Raw genomic sequence first — 19,097 nt, forward strand, 5'->3', positions numbered from 1 at the left:
CCAAGGGCAAACAAATCAAGAAACTCGGTGGCTCCCCACCTACGCAGGTTAAGGATTCTAGTTCTAACTGAGCCAGATTTAATACTGAGTGTAATTATATTTTTTCTTAATGATAAATATTTTTAATAAATGCCGTAGTTAACATAACCACGGCATTCTTAACTATATTTCCAAGATTTATTGTCAATCTTTACCGAAAGTCAACTGCGTATTCAATCAACTGGGCAAGGCGCTGACGTAGGGTTTCTAATCCCAAGCGCTGACTCGCAGAAATAAACACCGCTAGGGGAAACTCTTCTCTAGCTAAAGCTAGTGTCTCACTGTTGGCTTGATCGATCTTGTTAAAAACAACCAGCGCTGGACCAGGAGTTATTGGCATTTGCGCCAAGATTTCTCTGACTGAGCGAATATGACGCAACCAAGCCGGGTGAGACAAATCCACCAAATGTAGTAGGGCATCAGCTTCTGTGACTTCCTCCAAGGTAGCGCGGAAGGCATCCATTAATGATGCAGGTAGTTCGTGTATGAACCCTACTGTATCTGTAATCAGAATTTCTTGAGGTTTATCAGCTTCGCCATGAGGAATTACCAAACGGCGTGTGGTGGGATCGAGAGTGGCAAATAGCTGGTCGGCTGTATAAACTTCTGCATTTGTGAGAGCATTCAGCAAAGTGGACTTACCAGCGTTGGTATATCCAACCAAAGCCACTGAGGGAACTTCTTCATGCTGTCGTCGCTGTCGTAACCGCGAACGATGTGCCTGCAACTGGTCTACTTCTTTTTGCAGTCGAGAAATACGCTGCCCAATGGCACGACGTTCAGTTTCCAGTTTGGTTTCACCAGGGCCACGAGTCCCGATACCACCACCCAATCGGGACATAGTGCGACCTCTACCAGCCAGTCGCGGTTGCATGTATTCTAACTGTGCTAGCTCTACTTGCAACTTACCGGCACGAGACTGAGCGCGTTGAGCAAAGATATCCAAAATTACTTCGGTGCGGTCAACCACCCGGATACCAATTTGCATTTCTAAGTTGCGGACTTGGGAGGGTGAGAGGTCGCGGTTAAAGACGACGAGATTGACTCCTAGTGTTTGGGCAGTTAGGGCAATCTCTTGGACTTTACCTTCGCCAACTACTGTCTGGGGATGAATGCGCGATCGCTTTTGTTGTATTGTCTGTAATACATTTCCCCCAGCTGTATCAACTAAACGCGCCAATTCCACTAGGGTGTCTTGGAATTGTAGGGGGGTTATTTCACTGGTCATCAGCCCTACAATTAGCACGCGATCGTTGTCAGAGTCTACTTCCTGGGCGATAAATTCGCGTTGGAATTCCGCTTCCAGATTTTCTACCAAGTCTACTAAATCCTGTTCTGCCAGATCATCCAAGCCCAGAGGTGGCGATATATTCCAGCTTGGGGATTGAATTTGGCTCTCTTCTACTTTGAAAGCAGCAGGACTGGTAATCAGCGTGCGAGACTCTTGGGGTATCAGATGAGCTAGATAAGCTTCTTTGACATATCCAGTCGCGCCGCCTCCCCGCCGTGTGAATCCGGTTCCGGTAATGTTTAGGACTACTAGGGCATCTAAGCGTTGCAGTGCCATAGCCGTGAGTGCCGCCTCATTTGGCGGTTCTCCCTTGAGATGGGTGGCGATGCAACGAATACCACTGAGTCGTTCTGCACCGTAACGGGGCAATTCTAGGGGTGGTATTTGTGTTTGACGCGGTGTGCCTACCCCGACGCGAATCACTTGTCCGCGACGGTTGACGTAGGCGCACACAGGCTGATTGACTTCTGTGCTAATTGCTGCCAGACGCTGGGAAAACTCGGACGTGGTGATGCGATCGCCCGGTATACGCTGGTGATACAGCCGCTGTAGTTGCTTAAGCTGGCTGGACTTTAAACCTTGGAGATTTCCAAAAATAGTTTCTATAGGCGTTTATGACCAGTTAAATGGCCCCCCGAATCCTTATATGTCTATTTTATAACAGGGTTTAGCCTCCTATCTCTCTCTTTTGAGGGATGCATTGTGGATTAGTTTGCAGAGGTGTTGATTTGAGGCTATGGCGGTTCTCAGTTGAGTTTAATAGAGACCTAACCTCCAATCCCTTCCCTACAAACAAGTTTATTGACTTGCTTGTTCATTACTCAAGAATTTTGATAAAGAATAATATAAAACAATCTTTTTTCAAATAATTTATGTTTTTATTTCTGAATAATTACCACTAGCGATCGCTACATTTATAATGTTGCACCGAAAGCCAATAAACAAGTTACAAAAATTTATCCAAAAACAGAGTTATTTACATATAGGGGTTTTCCTAGCAACTCTGTTGAGCATCATATTGTTCAGCTGGGTAGCACTCTCACAGCAACCAGTTACCCTAAATCTGTTAATGACTGCCCCTGATGCCGAACCTTGGAGGCAGGGTTTGATTAAAGACTTCGAGGCTGAGAACCCAGGTATTCGCATTAACCTGGTTGAAGGGCCGAATGCCACAAATTTGCTCGAAGACCTGTACACCTCATCTTTTATCTTAGGTGAATCCCCTTATGACCTAATCAATATGGATGTGATCTGGACATCCAAGTTTGCTGCTGCTGGATGGTTGCTACCTTTAGGCGATCGCATTTCTAAACAGGAATTAGGAGCATTTTCATCGCAGGATGTAGAAGGGGGGCGTTACCAAGACAAGCTGTACCGCATTCCAGTGCGCTCCGATGTGGGAATGCTCTACTACCGGGAAGATTTAATCAAACAAGCAGGATTGCAACCGCCAGAAACCTTTGATGATTTGATCCGAATTTCCCAAGTCTTGCAAAAGAAAAACCAGGTGAAGTGGGGCTATGTTTGGCAGGGTCGCCAATATGAAGGACTTGTGGCGATGTTTGCAGAAATCCTCGGTGGCTTTGGTGGCTTCTGGGTTAATCCCGACACTCTGGAAGTTGGACTAGATCGACCAGAAACATTACGAGCCATTGAGTTTCTGCGTAGTACCGTTAAGGAGGGCGTTTCTCCTCCTGGAGTCACAACTTACCAAGAAGAAGATACCCGGCGCTTGTTTCAAAGTGGTCAAGTAGCGTTTTTACGCAGTTGGCCTTATGCGTGGCCTTTAGCTCAGGCAGAAAATTCGCCAATCCGGGGCAAAATTGCGATTAAACCGATGGTTCACGCTCCTGATAAGACAGGAGCGGCTTGTCTAGGAGGCTGGGGTTTAGGAATTGCTAAATCTTCTCAACATCCTGAAGAAGCTTGGAAAGCAATTCAGTATTTTACCAGTCGAAAAGCACAGCGCCGATTCATTTTGACAGCAGGCTATGTGCCAAGTCGCCGGGACTTATTTACAGACCCAGAGATTGTTGCTAAATACCCCCACTATCCGCAATTATTGGAGGTCGTGGACAATGCAGTTTTACGTCCGCCGATCGCCCAATATGCTCAGACATCAGATATTTTGCAGCGTTATCTCAGCGCTGCGTTATCTGGTCGGATGAATTCTGAACGAGCAATGCAAGCTGCTGCTGCTGAAACGCGGCGACTCTTGGGGGCAGGAGGAGTTAGAAGTTAAAGCATTGGCTTAAATGACTTGTTTATCCACCTCGGATACTCATTCATCCACCTTAAAGACTCATTAACGGAGTTCAAAATCCCCAATGCCCAATTCTGCCTTATGACCAATGACAAATGACAAATGACTAATTTACATACACTAAGAAATCGAGAACAACAGACAGCATGGATATTACTAACACCAGCATTGCTGTTGTTGTTGTTTGTATTTGCCTACCCAATTTTACGAGCATTTTGGTTAAGCGTATTTACTAGAAATTTGGGAACAGAGCTACAACCCGTATTCTCTGGTTTGGACAATTATGTGCGGATGGCGGGGGATGGTCGTTTCTGGCAGAGTTTGTGGGCGACGACCGTGTTCACAACAGCATCAGTAATCTCAGAACTACTGCTAGGACTGGGGGTTGCCTTAGTTCTCAACCAGGCGTTTTTTGGGCGGGGTATAGTGCGTACAAGCGCGATTATACCTTGGGCTTTGCCTACTGCTCTGATTGGTCTGGCATGGTCTTGGATTTTTAACGACCAGTTTGGGGTTGTGAACGATATTCTGCGGCGGTTGGGGCTGATTGAGACTGGGATTAACTGGTTAGGAGATCCAACGCTGGCGATGATAGCAGTAGTTTTTGCTGATGTTTGGAAAACTACGCCGTTTATCAGCATTCTGTTACTAGCTGGGTTGCAATCGATATCACAAGACCTTTATGAAGCTTACTCAGTCGACGGGGCAAATGCTTGGCAAAGCTTCCGCAATATTACCCTGCCACTGCTGCTGCCACAAATCTTAATTGCAGTGCTATTTCGGTTTGCTCAAGCTTTTGGGATTTTCGACTTGATTGCTGTGATGACTGGGGGTGGGCCTGGTGGCGCTACGGAAGTGGTGTCATTGTATATTTATTCTACGGTGATGCGCTACTTAGATTTTGGTTATGGAGCAGCCCTTGTAGTAGTGACATTTTTAATATTGATTGCTGCGGTAGCGATCGCTAGTTTCTTACTTAACAGATACCGTGCCAAAACATCAGGAGCCATTTAACCCATGAGTGTAACTCCACAAGCAGCGCCAACGACTCCAAAACGAAAAGGAGAAACCAAGTTTTCTCTTAAAAAAATCTTACTGCCCATAATAGTTGTATTAGTGGTGGTATTCAGCTTATCCCCAGCTTTATGGCAATTACTGACCTCGTTTAAAGTGAATGAGGATATTGCCGCCGTTCCTACTGTCTATTTTCCCACACGATTTACTTTCAATCACTACATTGAGTTATTCACCCGTCGTCCATTTTGGCGCTATATCTTCAATAGTGCCTTTGTATCGATTACTTCTACAACTGTATCTTTAGCGATCGGCGCACCTGCGGCTTATGCCCTCGCACGGTTACGCCCTTGGGGTGAACGATTTATCCTCGCCAGCGTTTTAATTGTTACCTTATTTCCTGGGATTCTGTTGTTCTTAGGACTGTTAGAAATTATCCAAGCGCTGAGATTGGGCAACAATTATCTGGCGCTGATCATACCCTATACTGCCATCAATTTGCCGTTAACAATTTTAGTACTGAGAAGCTTTTTTCAACAATTGCCAAAAGATTTGGAAGATTCTGCTAGGGTCGATGGCTACAACACCTTTCAACTACTATGGCAAATCGTGTTACCGATGACCCTTCCCGCCTTGGTGACTACTGGAATCCTCACCTTTATTTTTGCTTGGAACGAGTTTATTTTCGCTCTTACGTTTATGACTCGTGAAGAGTTGAAGACAATTCCCGTTGCTGCTGCTCAGTTGGGTGGTGCGACAATATATGAAATTCCCTACGGGCCGATCGCTGCTGCAACTGTTGTAGGGACGTTACCTCTGATTTTACTAGTTTTGTTTTTCCAGCGCCGAATTGTCCAAGGTCTTACTGCTGGTGCTGTCAAAGGATAAAAATAAAAATGGCTAAACTTGAACTCACAAACTTGAATAAAACCTATAATCCTAAAGTCATTCCTGTCAAAGACGTTAGTTTAACTGTAGATAACCATGAGTTTCTCACTTTACTTGGCCCTTCTGGCTGTGGCAAATCTACCGTACTACGCATGATTGCCGGTCTTGAAGAACCTACTCGCGGTCAAATCAAGATTGGGGAAGTGGATGTTACCTATAAACGAGCAAGCGATCGCAACATTGCAATGGTATTTCAAAGCTATGCACTTTATCCCCACATGACGGTGTACGAAAACCTTGCTTCTGGACTCAAGCTGAAAAAAGTACCACCTACAGAAATTAAACAGCGAGTGGCAGAAGTAGCAGAAGTTTTAGGATTAGCAGAGTTAATGAACCGCAAGCCTGGACAAATGTCTGGAGGTCAACGTCAGAGGGTTGCTGTTGGTCGTGCTTTGGTGCGTAATGCCGATGTATATCTGTTAGATGAACCTTTAAGTAACCTAGATGCACTACTGCGGGAAAGAGTCCGAGCCGATATCAAGCAAATTTTTGCAGCCCAAAAAGTGCCAGTTGTCTACGTCACCCACGACCAAACCGAAGCAATGACGCTCTCTACGAAAGTTGCATTGCTCAACGATGGCTATGTCCAGCAACTTGACCCGCCTGACCGCATTTATAACCATCCAGCTAATCTATTTGTGGCTGGATTTGTTGGTAGTCCGCAAATGAATTTGCTAACTTTACCTTGTAGGGGAAAATATGCGATCGCAGGTAACTTCCAAGTTCTTCTCCCAGATATACCAACAGTACCACCGCAGATTGTTTTGGGAATCCGCCCAGAAGATGTCCGCATTGCTCAACCAGGTGATACCCAGACTATCCAAGGGAGAGTGTTTTTAGTCGAAAACTTGGGTATGCACTATTTGGTCAGTGTCAAGATTGAGGGTTCACAAACGGGAACGATTACAGTACGGGCTTTGTTGCCAACAGACCAAAATTGGAGTGGCGAAGATATTACACTAGTATTGCCCCCTGAGGATATTCACTGGTTTGATGTTCAATCTGGCCATGCTCTTGTTAAAAGACAAATGTTGTATTGAAGTCTGTCATTCACTAGACTAAATTTACATGGTTGCGATCGTTTTCTAATCTCTCTTAAAATTTAACTTAAGTAGGTGGGCGGAAAAATTTACAACTTGTTTATCAAAGCCAATTTCCTACTAGGACATAAGGTGCCCAGAAATAAGGGCTTTTTTGTTTAGCAAATACAGTTAATTGAGCACGCTGGAGTGCTTGGGCTTTGCTGATCCCAGTATTTAAGTTTCGATAAAACTCACTCATAAGTTTAGCAGTCCATTGGTCATCTACTGACCATAAACTTGCTAGCGTACTGCGTGCGCCTGCTCGTACAGCTATGCCAGCTAATCCTAAAGCAGCTCGCTGATCGCCAAGAGCAGTTTTGCAAGCACTCAAGACAAGTAACTCTATCTTACCAGACCTATTTCTATCGCTAACTCGTAATAAACTATCAAATTCCTTAACTTTCAGTAGCTTATCCCAAGTGAGAAGAAAAGTTTTTTCGGGATCTGAACTAAACTCACCGTGAGTTGCTAAGTGAATTATAGAAAAAGGAGTTGCAAGCAATTGTTTTTGCAGGTTGCTATCGAGAAACTGCTGATTTAACAGTTCTTCATTTCTAGGAATCTCAGTTTGAATTTCTTTAAGTTCCCGTGCTACATTTTTCAGGGCTGAAAATTTCTGACCTCCTATAGAACGCGCTTCTCCCACTCCAGCAGTTAAAACATTTAACTGTACTTTTTGCAAAGGTTTAGGATTAAACAATTGTAAACCAGGAGTTAAAGCGATCGCATATTTCTCTATAAGATATTTATTTTGCTGCGGGTCATAAAGAACCCCCATTGGAATATTTCTTAATTCCCCATCCAATACAAAAACTAAAGTAGTGATGCCACTTTTAACTAATTCAGTTTCGGCTGGTCGAATTAACCAGTCATATATTTTTTGGGACTGTTCTTTTACTTCATAAGTACCCGCGACATCTGTTAAAGATTTACGTAATGAAGTAACAGTACTCTCTACTTTTTCTTGAGGTATCTTAGTGGTATAGTGCTGTAATTGTTGATTAGGTAAGGTAAGGATAATATCGAAACGATCGGGCAAAATAACTGAATAAATAACTGCTGCCTTTTTATCCTGCTCCACCACTTTGTCAATCTCTACAATTGGTTCTAAACAAGGTGAGCGAAAAAAGTTATTCAGTTCTGCAACCTGAAGTGACTCAATGACTTTACGTGCCTGTTTAAGATTGTATTGACTACTCTGTTGATCCCCTTGAGTATTCTCTGTGAGTAACTGTAATTCAACTAACTCTCGATAGATAGGTTCTATACTTTCTCGGAAAGAAAACTGAACATCTAAATTAGTAGCAACTAAATCACCGCGAAGAGATTCTAAAGTTTTATAAGCTGTATCATAAGCCTTGAGTGCAGCATTGAGATTTCCTTGTTGCTTGAGTAAACGTCCTTGCTGCCATTGCCACTGATAAAGAATGTCTGATGCATTAATACTTTGAGCAATAAATAAAGCTTTTGTTGTTAGTTCTAGAGCATCACCTAACTGCTTATTCTTTTCATAAAGACGACCCAAAGTTCCAAGAGCATAAGATTGGGCTTGCTGGTCTTTTAAGCTTTGGGCTTGCTGTATTGCGGTAGACAAGAGTTGGGCAATATTTAAATTTGATAAAATAGGTGTATTGGTTTTTTGTTTTAAATCCATTAAAATAGAGGCGAATTGAATCCGAGCATATATTGAGTTTCGGCTAGGAACCAATTTATTAATTTCAGTCAGAATTTGCTCAGACAAGGATAAAGCTTGTTTAAACGTGTTTGCGGCTTCTTTTTTAGAGAAAAATTCTAGAAGTAGGCTAAGTTGATTTAACTGTGCTTGTATATGCGTAGTACCTAATGTGTTTCTGGCCGCTTGCTGATAAAAGTTTAAAGCAGCTTGAAATTCTTGTTGAGCAAGGTCTGTATTCCCTACCTCATGTTGAGTTTTTGCTTCGGCAGAGGCTGTATTACCTAAACTGAGGAAGGTATCACCTATACCTGTTGGAGATTTTATAGCTGTTGCTAGAGCTAAACTTTGCTCTAAAACTTTTCGTGATTCATTGAAATCACCAATAACTCGTAGGACATTACCAAGGCTATCTAGTCCAGCAACTTTGAGCGATGAATCTGGAAGAGTAGTAAGGTTTTGTTGAACTTCAGTTAAAGTTTTTTCTGCTTGGCGATAAAGCCCTAAAGCCTGCATAGCTTGAGCAGAGTTAATCTGATTACGAGTTAGTGTGGCGCGATCGCCTACTTGCTTATATATATCAGCAGCTTTTTGCCAAGTGGACAACGCAATTTCAGTTTTTCCTTGGGCTAATTGTAACTTACCTTGTACATCTAAAGATTGCGCTACAATTGCAGCACGATCTTTTGAGTTATCTAAATTCTGTAGCAGATCGAGACTTTGACTAATTGCAAGTTCTGCTTCTGTCTGTTTGCCAAGCTGTTGATAAATCAAGGCAAGATTGCTTAACACTACAGCTTGGTTAAGTTTGTCTCCTGTGTTGTAAAAGCCAATAGCAGCTTGTTCTAAAACCTGAAGTGCTTCAGTAAATAAACCAGCCTCATACAAAGTTTTACCCTGTTCTACTAAGCTTATATCTAAGGCAGGTGAGTTTTGAATCTTAGTTTGTGGAATATTTAGGCTGATATGAGAAAAACTTGCTAAAACAGGTGGACTAAAAATGCACAGTATAGCTGTTACTAATAGCAGCAAGAAAAATTTTAAGAATCTCGAACAAGATTGTAGCATACGCAATAATGCTGGCAATTTCACCATCCCTCTTATACTAATTTGATTGAGTGACGGTCTTTTCGTCACTCTCAAGTTCTACAATCGGTGCTGTTGCAAGTTCTGCCAAACCAACATCTTTTAACAAAAGTGTCCAATCTTCTGTAAAAATGCGTGAGTTGGGATTAGAAAGACGCAGAGTAGCTAAATTAGTTAAAGCATCTTGCCAAATTTGGTTAAGAGCATAGGTAGTATATTCTTGTGATTGTGTCCTTTTCACAAGATCAAAATTTAACGGCACACGCTGTATCCATGTATTCACATAAAAATACTCTGATGTTAGCTGGGGATTGCCACAGAAAACTTTAAAATACCACTGATAGTTTTTGTTTGCTTTTAGAGCATACTGTGAATTGTGCGGTAACTTAATACCAATAACACTAGCCTTTCGTGGGAGTGATAGAGATGTCGTGTAGATGGGTTTGCCATTTTCATCTTGAAATTGAAATTCTCCAAGAACAGCATTCTTTGGTAACTCCGGTACAAAAACCCAAAAAGTTGGATATTCAGAAGTTGTGAATGCCAAAAAAGATTTTGATTCATCTCCAATTTCTTCACCAGGAACTAAAGCAGTAATTGGCGTGTTCAAGGGAGTGCAACCATCACGGCTTGTACCTCCTTTACGACGTCCAATAGGTGCGCCGTTATCTGGAAATTTTGGACGGTTAGTCTGGCTAGGTGTATTAACAAAGGATTGGTTAAGTAATTGATCTACCTGTGCCGAAACTCTTGTGGGGTAACTTACCAATCCAAGAAGTACTAATGTCATAATGTAAGTAAGTTTCATCAACAATATACTCCTTTGACAAAAGTAATATAAACGTCACTAATAGAAAATAAACAGCTATGAAAGCAGGGCAAACACACGTAATTTTGGATATCCTTAATGTGTAAGGATATTGATTTAAACTAGTCGAAACCATAAAATGCCCAAACTAAAGGGGTTTTATTATTGAGATGCGTTTACCGTGATTATGAAAGACATTGCAGTAATTTACTAATCTTAACTACACTAGAAAGATATAAGATTGCGGAAAGTAAGTTTATCTAAATTAATCTTGACAAAAACAATGAGTTGTGATATGCGAATAATTAAAGTTTCCTGTTTGGTTTGTTTCCCACTGATTAAAGCGATGTCCAAGCACTTGTCCTATAAAAAAATGTTATTATCACACTTAGATTCACGCTGCACAATAAATAAGTACGCCTAAAATAATATCAACAAGTAAGCATTATTAATATTACTTTCAGCTTTATTGACACGAAGATGATCATCTTGATCAGAGGTAGTGTAATTGCTCATCCATCAATTTAAACTTGATGTACTAGTAGGTAGATATAAACTATAAAATGCTTCATGTAATTTCCACTCAAATATATAATTTTGAGCGAAGCAAAGAATTGTAAATATTCTTTATATTATGTCATGTTAATAAGTTAGGGTTACGACATCTATGCAATAATCGGAAAACCCTATTTTTAACTGCTCCTGCCTCCTACGGTCTTAATGATCAGTGTTTAAGCAGACATAATATTACTAGGTTGGGAATCACAAGTTATATATTTGTTTACAATTTTGCATAGTGTTATTCTAAGGTTTTTAGCGTGTTAATACTGATATAATAACATTATCAATGTAAATACATAAAAAGTTTTTTGCGAAAGTTATTGATTACGAATATCTCTAGACACAACCGCTACTTGTGTACATATTAATGCTAATGCTGGTGGGATAAGTGGTATCCACCCCGCCTGAGTAAAAATCGCAAAACATATAGTAAATAATGAAAATAGCATTATTATCCCAGCTGCTCCCAGACGTATAGGATGCCGAATATACCATGCTAGAATTCCTCCTAATAATGACCATCCCCATACCCAGAGTGCTTCAACCCAAGTCGGCCACCACCAAAGCAGAGGTCGATGATCTAAAACAGCACTAAGGATCTGGCTGCTCATGTGAGCTTGGACAAATACCCCTGGTATCAGCTTTTGATTTGACTCTGCTTTAGCACTATAAGGAGTTTTCCAGTAATCAGTAGTAGTTGGAGCAGTAACACCAATCAAAATAATCCGCCCCTTCAATAACTCGACTAATTCCGAATTAATTTTATTGTTAAGAATATCTCTGAGAGATACTTGTTGAGCAATGTTTTGAGGAGAAGAAAGCGAACGGTAATTTGCTAGCACTTGATAACCCGATGCATCGATTCCTTGGTAGCCGCTAGTATGAGATTTTAATTGCTTAAATACAACGTCGCCTATCTGCAAGTTACCTTGTGAGTTGATATATGATTTGATACCTTTAGCCTCTAAATAATGAAGCGCGAGTTGGAGGCTAAAAGCATATTCTGCGGCACAGAGAGATGTTAAAGGAGGTGTTAAATGCAAAAGCTGACGGCGGGCTATGTCATTATCATCTGCAACAAAATCACTAAAGCTTTGGCGTTCTTCTGGAACTTTAGGGGGTGGAGAAATGCCTTCTGGCGCACCATCAAGAGCCGCAGAAACTTTGCATACGGTAAAAAGGCGTTTATCTTTTTGTAGCCTAGTTGCTAAATCTGCACTATTAGAGTCTACAGGAAAATCACGATAGATGTCTAAGCCAATAGTGCTTGGCTGATACTGATCTAGTTTTTTTAATAACTCTGCAAGTGCTTGGTCTGAAAGTGACCATCGCATGTTCATATTCATGTCGTTCTGATACTGGATATCCGCTTCATCAATAGTGACGATTACAAAACGCGAATCTGGTTTTTCCTCCCAACGTAGCCCCATCATGTGGTCGAAAGCTTTTAATTCTGATGGTTGCAATAATCCAAGCGATCGCACCCCCATTACCAAACCAGTAATAACCAAACTTGATAACAGTATTACTTTAATACTACGCCATCGTAACTGCGCTTGAGTTCTATATTTATTTACTTGAGGCTTGCTAATTTCTGTTTGGGGATTTCTCAGAAAATCTTTCCAAGTCGGTGGCATTGCTGCTGGATTTTGACAAATTACAGGTAAGGAAACCGCACAAGGATATTTATCTTCAATGCCATGTAATTTTTCCCTTGATTCTCGTACTGCTAAGTACATAGACTCACCACTGGAAAATTTTTTGAGGAAATTCTTTAAAAATTCTTGTGCTACTAAGTCTTGCACCGCCTCCCGCATCACGATAATTTGTGGTATGTGCAAGTCTTCTAATTGATGTGCTAGTCCTAAACCATCACAAGAATTAAAAATCGCTAACTGCAACCCTTTGCTGACAGCTTTCAAAAGACCATACTTTAGCTCATCAATTGTCAAGCAATCTGTTCTATTAATATAAATATTGCCACTCTTACCATCCTCAAGACTCTCACTATGACCTGCAAAAAATAAGATGTCCCAGTCTTGCTCCCAAATTTGTTCATTTAACTGGTTGCGCTGTGGTTGTACCAGAAAAGTTGTTTCTGCATCTGGTAACATCTCCAATAGCTCTCGATCTTTATCAATTAAGATTCCCTCACTATTACCCAGAATTGCTAATATTTTTACCTTCCCTCCAGTAGTCCTTGTCTTTAATTTTGACAGATATTCATACTCTGGTGCGCTTAAGGCAACTTCTGCTTGAGAGTAATCCTCAAAAAAATCCCATAAATTCCACGGGAGACGACGTAGCGAAATATCACTCGTTTTGATTAGTACGCGAACTGTATCATCTAATGTTAGCTGTTTAAGTAACTTCTCTTTGAGTGGGCGAAATGAGTTACAGTTGAGCCAACTATTCATTTGCTGACTTAACTTTTCGTTTAACTCGCGGCATTTTTTAAGATGCTCACTAAGAGAACTTCCGACATGAATATTCACAGGTGTAAGGCGAAAATTTGATAAACTGCGATAGGTGATTCGCCAAAGCTCATAATCTGCAATGATCTCTGGTTTTGGGGTCAGATAGCCTTGAACTTCTATACTGGCGCGATCGCCTTCTGTTCCAATTTCGAGTGTGACTTTTACCCCCTGGCTCAAATCACCATCTAGCTTCAACACAACCAACTTCTGCATGGGTAGGAATCAACCAATGTATGTGTTTAAATAACAAAATTTTCAATAATATTAGTGTTTCCCAGTTCTAAGTTAACGCTAAAACGTTCTCCTATTTGAGCATTAAACTCTAATGTTACATGAGTACTGCCACTTCTAGCGTGGGCTTCCATAACATTAGTGCCTTTCTCATCTAACACTTTCACGATAAGATTAGTGGGTAAGTAGGCTTGCTCATCGGATGGATGCACCTGCAATTTCAATTGGATTTCTACGGAATTTTTAGGTGTGAGTGTAACAACTAATGCCAGCGATTGTCCCGGAAGTTCTATCCCCATGTCAATCAGCTTACCCCGCGTCACTCCGTTTCGATAACGAAAAGCTAATTGTGGTGTTTTTGATGCTAAAATTTTCTCTATCGGCTGCCAACCTGCATCAATTATATTTTGTAACCAGTAGCTCAACTTGACTTCCCTGGCATTGCTTTCAAGTGAATCAATATATGCAAGTAAATCCTCAATAGTCTGTAACTCATTCAATAAAAGTTCACCAGTTTTTACTGTTTTAGCAAACCCGATTAGAGTTGCTTGTTGATGTTCTATATCTAGCTCAACTACAACTACGCCGATTCTATCATCCGGGACTTCTGGTGGAATATAGCAGAGATTGCGAGGGCTTGCAGGGCGACATTCTAAGTAACCCAATCCACTCAACTTCAGGTCTGCCACATCTGCATAATAGCGCATGGCACAATTCCAACTATCGCTGGTCCTTGGATCTGTGGCAATGTTCATCATTTCCATGTAATCATTTACCGCACATACAGCTAAAGTATTAAGAAATACCTGCTTTTTCTTTTCTGGTGTTACCTGTTCATCAGCAAAAAAGCCTGCTACCTTGAGTGCTGCTTGGGTAATAGCTACCGGAATAGATTTTTCTATTAAGTTTTTAGTGCTATGAATCATAAGTTTCCTTCCATTTTATAGATAGTTTTCTACTTTAGATATCTCTGCTTTAATTCTAAATTTCGTGATATCCTTGCCTGAGAGCAAAATTTCGTAAGCGAGGTAAGCATTCACGTTTATAGAAGTTGGGCGCAGTTGATAGGGGTAAATTGAATTCCTTCGCAATGTTTTTCCAGGGGGTTTCTGGAGGTAGGCGTCGCAGGATTAATATTTGGCAAGTTACATCAGGGCGTCCTTTAACATAAGTGCTAGCTAAGTCATTGTCTGGATCTGTAGAAGCCCATTGGTAAGTCTCTTGCAAAATTGGTGGAATATCAGCTGCTGCTGGCAAGTTTTCGATTGCTCCGGTTGTATTTTCAATTTCAAAGCTAAATAGGGGAATAGTCTTAGCTTGAATTTGGGCTTCTCTAGAGCGAAAATCTTGCAGTCGCCACTTGAGACAATTGTCAAGCCAGGTGATTACACTACAACTCTCCGGGTTATACTGCTCTGGGTTCCGGCAGAAATATAACCAAGTTTGTTGCAGAGCATCATTATAATAAGGTGTGTTCTCTTTCCAGAGTTTGCCCGATTTCATTACAACTCTAACTATCTCACTAAGTTTTTGTCGCCGCATCAAACTCTTTGCTGGATACGAGCAAGCTTGGGCAACGAGATGCTGGAGTTGTTGGTTTAGATTACTTACCGTGTGGATGTTTGTCATAGAAAATCCCCTGATGGAATACTTGCAGAAGTAGTCTAGAGATGCCTCTGACTGTTTAAATTTATAATATACGAATCCATAACTTGATGTTTAATACCTAGATTATTAGAGCTTATTATCTAGTTATCAAACTCAAGTTCAACTTTTTCGCATAAATTCATAAAAAGTTTTCTGACAAGTATGATCGATTAAATATGCAAAAAAGAGGAGGCGATCGCTTCCTCTCTCCAAAATGGCCATCCCTTTACCGATGGGAATTACCATCATTTTAAGCAACAGGAATTTCGGAATGCCCTGAGAACCATTTCTCAATCCACCTGCGCTTAATATTCAAATTGCTATCAACAGCATTATTGGCACGATTAATTATTGGACTCTTTACGATCTACTCGTTGTCCAGAATGAAAACCTAGAAGCTGAGGTCTTAGCCACACAGATATACTCGCAGCCTGACACACTAGTTCCCGCTCCCCCAAAGGCTAGAGATGTATCCCCTTTTCTGGTTCTTGAGACGAGAAGTAACTGCACCTAAAGCTCCAAAGATCAATAGACCTATGGCTAAAGAAGATTCAGGCACTTTTGTATTAGGAACGGCATTTAAAGATAATGGAAAGGGAATACGTATGACACCGTATCCATTACCACTTGTAGAGCCAACATCTTCAACTTGAACGTCTTCATAAACTATTTGAAGTGCGCCACCAGCACTAGCGACATCTTGTAAAAAAGCATCTGCTAAACCTGCCGTTAAGGAAGTTAATCCAGTAGGTTTACTCGCATTAAATAGGTCAGTAAGAATGGCTTCGCTATCATCCACCGTTGTAGGAGTAGCGCCGTATTCGAGAAATGAATAAAAAGGAGTATATCCGAAATCAATTATCTTGGTGGTGTCATAAGTTAGATATAACTCGACATCATCTGGATTGGCGGTATAAATTCTTTCTTCAAGTGATGAATCGGGGCTGGAAAACCAATCCTTTCCTAGCTTGTCATCCCCTAAGTTCCAGGTAGTAGTAAAATCGCGATCGTTTTTTTGTCCGTAGCTAAAGCCAATGCCATCTAGGGAAAGATTATTATTGGTCAGGTAATTGGAAAAGTTAGAGAAGCCGGCGGTGATATTTTGCAAAGTAGCCGATCTGGTAGCACCGCTTGCAGGCTCTTCAGGACTTTTATCCCGACCTGTTGTGTAATAGGGGGCAATATTGCCTGGTGAATTCAGGCTAAATTCAGTGTGACCACGATCTGCGGCATCGGGATTTAGGTTGAAAAAAGCTGTATATCCTTGGTTATCGGAAGGAGTTCCAAAAAAGAATAGCTTGTTGTTAGATTCAATTGGTCGTGCAGAAATATTCTGGGCTGAGTCGTAGTTAAAGCTTACAGCTTGAGCAGGTAAAGGCGCGATCGCTGCAAAAGCGGTGGTTAAACCAATAAATATTGAAAGTTTGTGATTAAGCATCTCTGTAATCAAGTTTGAAGTGTTTGAGTAATCTGAAATATTTTTCTTTTGCCTGTAATTATCAAAGACTGTTTCTCAGATCAAGGCTACAGCAGTAACCATCAGTCCTATAAATACGGAAAGTCTAGAATTAGCCATAGTTTGAACAAACTCCTTTGAACACGTTTGGATAGGTTCGACTTTGGCGTAGTGCATTGATAGCTACACATAAAATAAAGCCTTATGTAAGAATTTAGGTGATGCCAAATTCTTTCAAGTGTATTGATAGGTTGAAGTCAATTCTGAAAGTAACTCTTGAAGGAACGCATAAATACCTAAATCCTTACAAATTGACAATACAAACTTATAATGTGGAACGATTACGCCGTTTACCTACAGCTAGCGCTGCACTGGCAGCAGTTAAGATTGCCAATGTACTTCCAGGCTCAGGAACTTGAGTGGCAGCAACATCTATGAAAGCTCTTTCTCCTTGAGCTTCGCCCAGCTTCAAACCTACAATTGGTGTACTAGCTCCAGCAGCTACAAGCAAATCGCTGAACTCTTGACTTGCTATCAAATCTATGTTTTGGAGAGTCCAAGTATTAGTATTAAGATCAAAAGTAGGAGAACCTGATGATTCTACATCAAACAAACGTAAACCATTAGATTCTACATAAAAATTAAATCCGGAATCAAAGTCGATATCGAAACCATTGAAATCGACACGTTGAGAAGGTAAAGCCAGCTTACTTGTATCTACATTGAAAGCTACCCTACCTGAAAACCTTTCTATTTCACCCAGAGGGATATAGACTTTTGTTTCAGGATCATATCTGAACTGAAAATCAGTGCCTGGAACATTAGGATCTGAACTGGGAGGAAGTAAAGCCAAGCCATAGGTAAAACCAGGATCTGGCTCAATTGTATTTTCTGATTCGCCTAAAGATAAGCCTAGAGATTCTAGGACAGCGAGTCCATTAGGATCAAACCTAATACTTTCTTTGCCACCTATTTCTCTATAGACTCTGGACTCAGCATGAACAGCTAGAGGTGCGGATACTAAAATAGTGGTAGTCAGCCCCAAAATTATTAGCGGGTTGTAGTTAAGCATAGGTTAAGTTTGAAAAAGTTTGAAAGAACGTATCTTGCTTTTAGAGAATCTGCAAAATTGCTTTGCTAGTTTATTTTTGAGTTGATTAAATAAATGCTGAGAAATTTTTAACACTCTAGCATTTTATTACGTTTTTTTAGCAAAAATTACGGTTAACAGAGTTAATTTTACAGTATATCTTATAGAAAAGTTTATTTATTTTCTATAGCAATCCTAAATGAATTATAAATAGTACATTCTGTAGGATGCTTTATTCATAACCATTACAAATTTTCTCTGTTCAAATTTAAAATCTGATTGCTATAGAAACTATAAGAAATACTTAATTTTATTGAATATTTCTCATGGAAAGCTCTATTTTTGAGCATTGCTGTATGAAATTAAATGAATCTAGAAAATGAAAAACGCAGAGCAGAAGAAATTAAAAGATTTTGCGTTTTGAGAATTACATTTGACAAAGTGCTGCTTCTTATGCATATTACTTGACATTTCTTAACTTGAAAAGTCCTACAGCCAAGGAGAGATACCAAATGTTTAACAGCGTCATGCTGATGAACACCACTGGCCCCACATATATGCCAAAGTCTTTAACTAAACTCACGAGCCATCCGATCGCAACAACCATGCCCATCCAGCCAATCCAGCGTGACACTAACCCAGACCGCACCAGCACGATCCCAATCAATCCAACCCATAAGGCGGTGAACATCTGCGTCCCAAGATGCTCGCCAATTTTACCTGCATACAAATTGAAGGCGTCGTAAACCAGTGCAATAGTCTCGCGTGTGGCGGGACTTGTTCCCGGATTGACATACGTGTTTGCCAGAAATGGCATAAGAAAAAGCCAGCGCAAGATTCCCAGACTCTTCATGACGCCGCTAAACACACCAAATGTGGTAGCGATCGCCAATAATGGGCCATTCTCGCTAGCCAGTACGCGATGCAGCAACAGGGAGAGCGGGATTACCAAAATTGCTGAAAGCATGTAGCTGTAATAACCCGCGATTACAGCACTTTGCCGTTGAGCAACTAAGGGTAAGACCACAGCCGCGGGTTCATCCAAACCTGCTGGCCAATTGACTGCGTTAGACAGCACTCTAAAAGCAGTCATAAAAAGGATAACTTCCAGCACTAGAAACAGAGCAGTTAGTTTAGGTAAGGACACTGTGGATGGTCGCTCCTTATGATTAGTGTGCATAGTAGCGTTTTTCATGTATGCAACTCCTTTGTAGACGCTGCTACACCGTGAGAGTTAGAGAGTAGAATTGGGAATTGTGCCATTGGTTATTGTATGGAGTAAAGTAGCTCAACTCAAAAGGAAACGAGCAAATTACTGCGATCGCTTCGCTGTCAATAAATCTTAAAACCAAAGTTATATCCTCTGGGATAAAGTCATCCGAATGCCATGACGCGGTAACAGAGAAACCATTGCAGCCGGCTCTACTGGATG

General features: G+C 40.9%; 14 protein-coding genes. 4 read left to right on the plus strand and 10 right to left on the minus strand.

Annotated elements, in window-relative coordinates; genetic code table 11:
• Positions 1–190 precede the first annotated feature (190 nt).
• Positions 191–1,936, minus strand: coding sequence for a GTPase HflX (gene hflX / locus VE944_RS28280; protein WP_324985265.1), 1,746 nt, complete (start codon positions 1,934–1,936; stop codon positions 191–193).
• A gap of 313 nt (positions 1,937–2,249) precedes the next feature.
• Here hflX and VE944_RS28285 point away from each other — a divergent pair, with 313 nt between their 5' ends.
• From VE944_RS28285 to VE944_RS28300, 4 genes are all read left to right on the plus strand, one after another.
• Positions 2,250–3,572, plus strand: coding sequence for an ABC transporter substrate-binding protein (locus VE944_RS28285; protein WP_324985227.1), 1,323 nt, complete (start codon positions 2,250–2,252; stop codon positions 3,570–3,572).
• Positions 3,573–3,695: 123 nt separating this feature from the next.
• Entirely contained in the window at positions 3,696–4,607 is a 912-nt protein-coding gene (locus VE944_RS28290) for a carbohydrate ABC transporter permease (protein ID WP_324985230.1), read from the plus strand.
• 3 nt (positions 4,608–4,610) lie between these two features.
• Positions 4,611–5,495, plus strand: coding sequence for a carbohydrate ABC transporter permease (locus tag VE944_RS28295; protein WP_324985233.1), 885 nt, complete (start codon positions 4,611–4,613; stop codon positions 5,493–5,495).
• Positions 5,496–5,503: 8 nt separating this feature from the next.
• Positions 5,504–6,595: an ABC transporter ATP-binding protein gene (locus tag VE944_RS28300; RefSeq protein WP_324985236.1), complete on the plus strand. Its 1,092-nt coding sequence runs from the start codon at positions 5,504–5,506 to the stop codon at positions 6,593–6,595.
• 103 nt (positions 6,596–6,698) lie between these two features.
• Here VE944_RS28300 and VE944_RS28305 read toward each other — a convergent pair whose 3' ends face one another.
• The 9 genes from VE944_RS28305 to VE944_RS28345 all read right to left on the minus strand — a co-directional run.
• A complete protein-coding gene (locus VE944_RS28305) occupies positions 6,699–9,341 on the minus strand; it encodes a CHAT domain-containing protein (protein WP_324985239.1) in 2,643 nt (880 codons plus the stop codon).
• Between the two features lie 73 nt (positions 9,342–9,414).
• Positions 9,415–10,203, minus strand: coding sequence for a DUF928 domain-containing protein (locus VE944_RS28310; RefSeq protein WP_324985242.1), 789 nt, complete (start codon positions 10,201–10,203; stop codon positions 9,415–9,417).
• An 878-nt stretch (positions 10,204–11,081) separates the two neighbouring features.
• Positions 11,082–13,454, minus strand: coding sequence for a CHASE2 domain-containing protein (locus VE944_RS28315; protein ID WP_324985245.1), 2,373 nt, complete (start codon positions 13,452–13,454; stop codon positions 11,082–11,084).
• Between the two features lie 26 nt (positions 13,455–13,480).
• The gene (locus VE944_RS28320; protein ID WP_324985247.1) at positions 13,481–14,398 is read right to left on the minus strand and encodes a DUF1822 family protein; all 918 of its coding nucleotides are present in this window, start codon (positions 14,396–14,398) and stop codon (positions 13,481–13,483) included.
• Between the two features lie 55 nt (positions 14,399–14,453).
• Entirely contained in the window at positions 14,454–15,101 is a 648-nt protein-coding gene (locus VE944_RS28325) for a sigma-70 family RNA polymerase sigma factor (protein ID WP_324985250.1), read from the minus strand.
• 457 nt (positions 15,102–15,558) lie between these two features.
• Positions 15,559–16,557 carry a hypothetical protein gene (locus VE944_RS28330; protein WP_324985253.1) on the minus strand — a complete coding sequence of 333 codons (999 nt, stop codon included), beginning with the start codon at positions 16,555–16,557 and terminating at the stop codon, positions 15,559–15,561.
• Between the two features lie 343 nt (positions 16,558–16,900).
• The gene (locus VE944_RS28335) at positions 16,901–17,647 is read right to left on the minus strand and encodes a PEP-CTERM sorting domain-containing protein (RefSeq protein WP_324985256.1); all 747 of its coding nucleotides are present in this window, start codon (positions 17,645–17,647) and stop codon (positions 16,901–16,903) included.
• A gap of 478 nt (positions 17,648–18,125) precedes the next feature.
• A complete protein-coding gene (locus tag VE944_RS28340) occupies positions 18,126–18,860 on the minus strand; it encodes a DUF4386 domain-containing protein (protein ID WP_324985259.1) in 735 nt (244 codons plus the stop codon).
• Positions 18,861–18,885: 25 nt separating this feature from the next.
• Positions 18,886–19,097: hypothetical protein (locus VE944_RS28345; RefSeq protein WP_324985262.1), on the minus strand; the 212-nt coding region annotated here is incomplete at its 5' end.

Origin of the sequence: Nostoc sp. (assembly GCF_035638895.1) — a bacterium.
Classification (GTDB): domain Bacteria; phylum Cyanobacteriota; class Cyanobacteriia; order Cyanobacteriales; family Nostocaceae; genus Nostoc.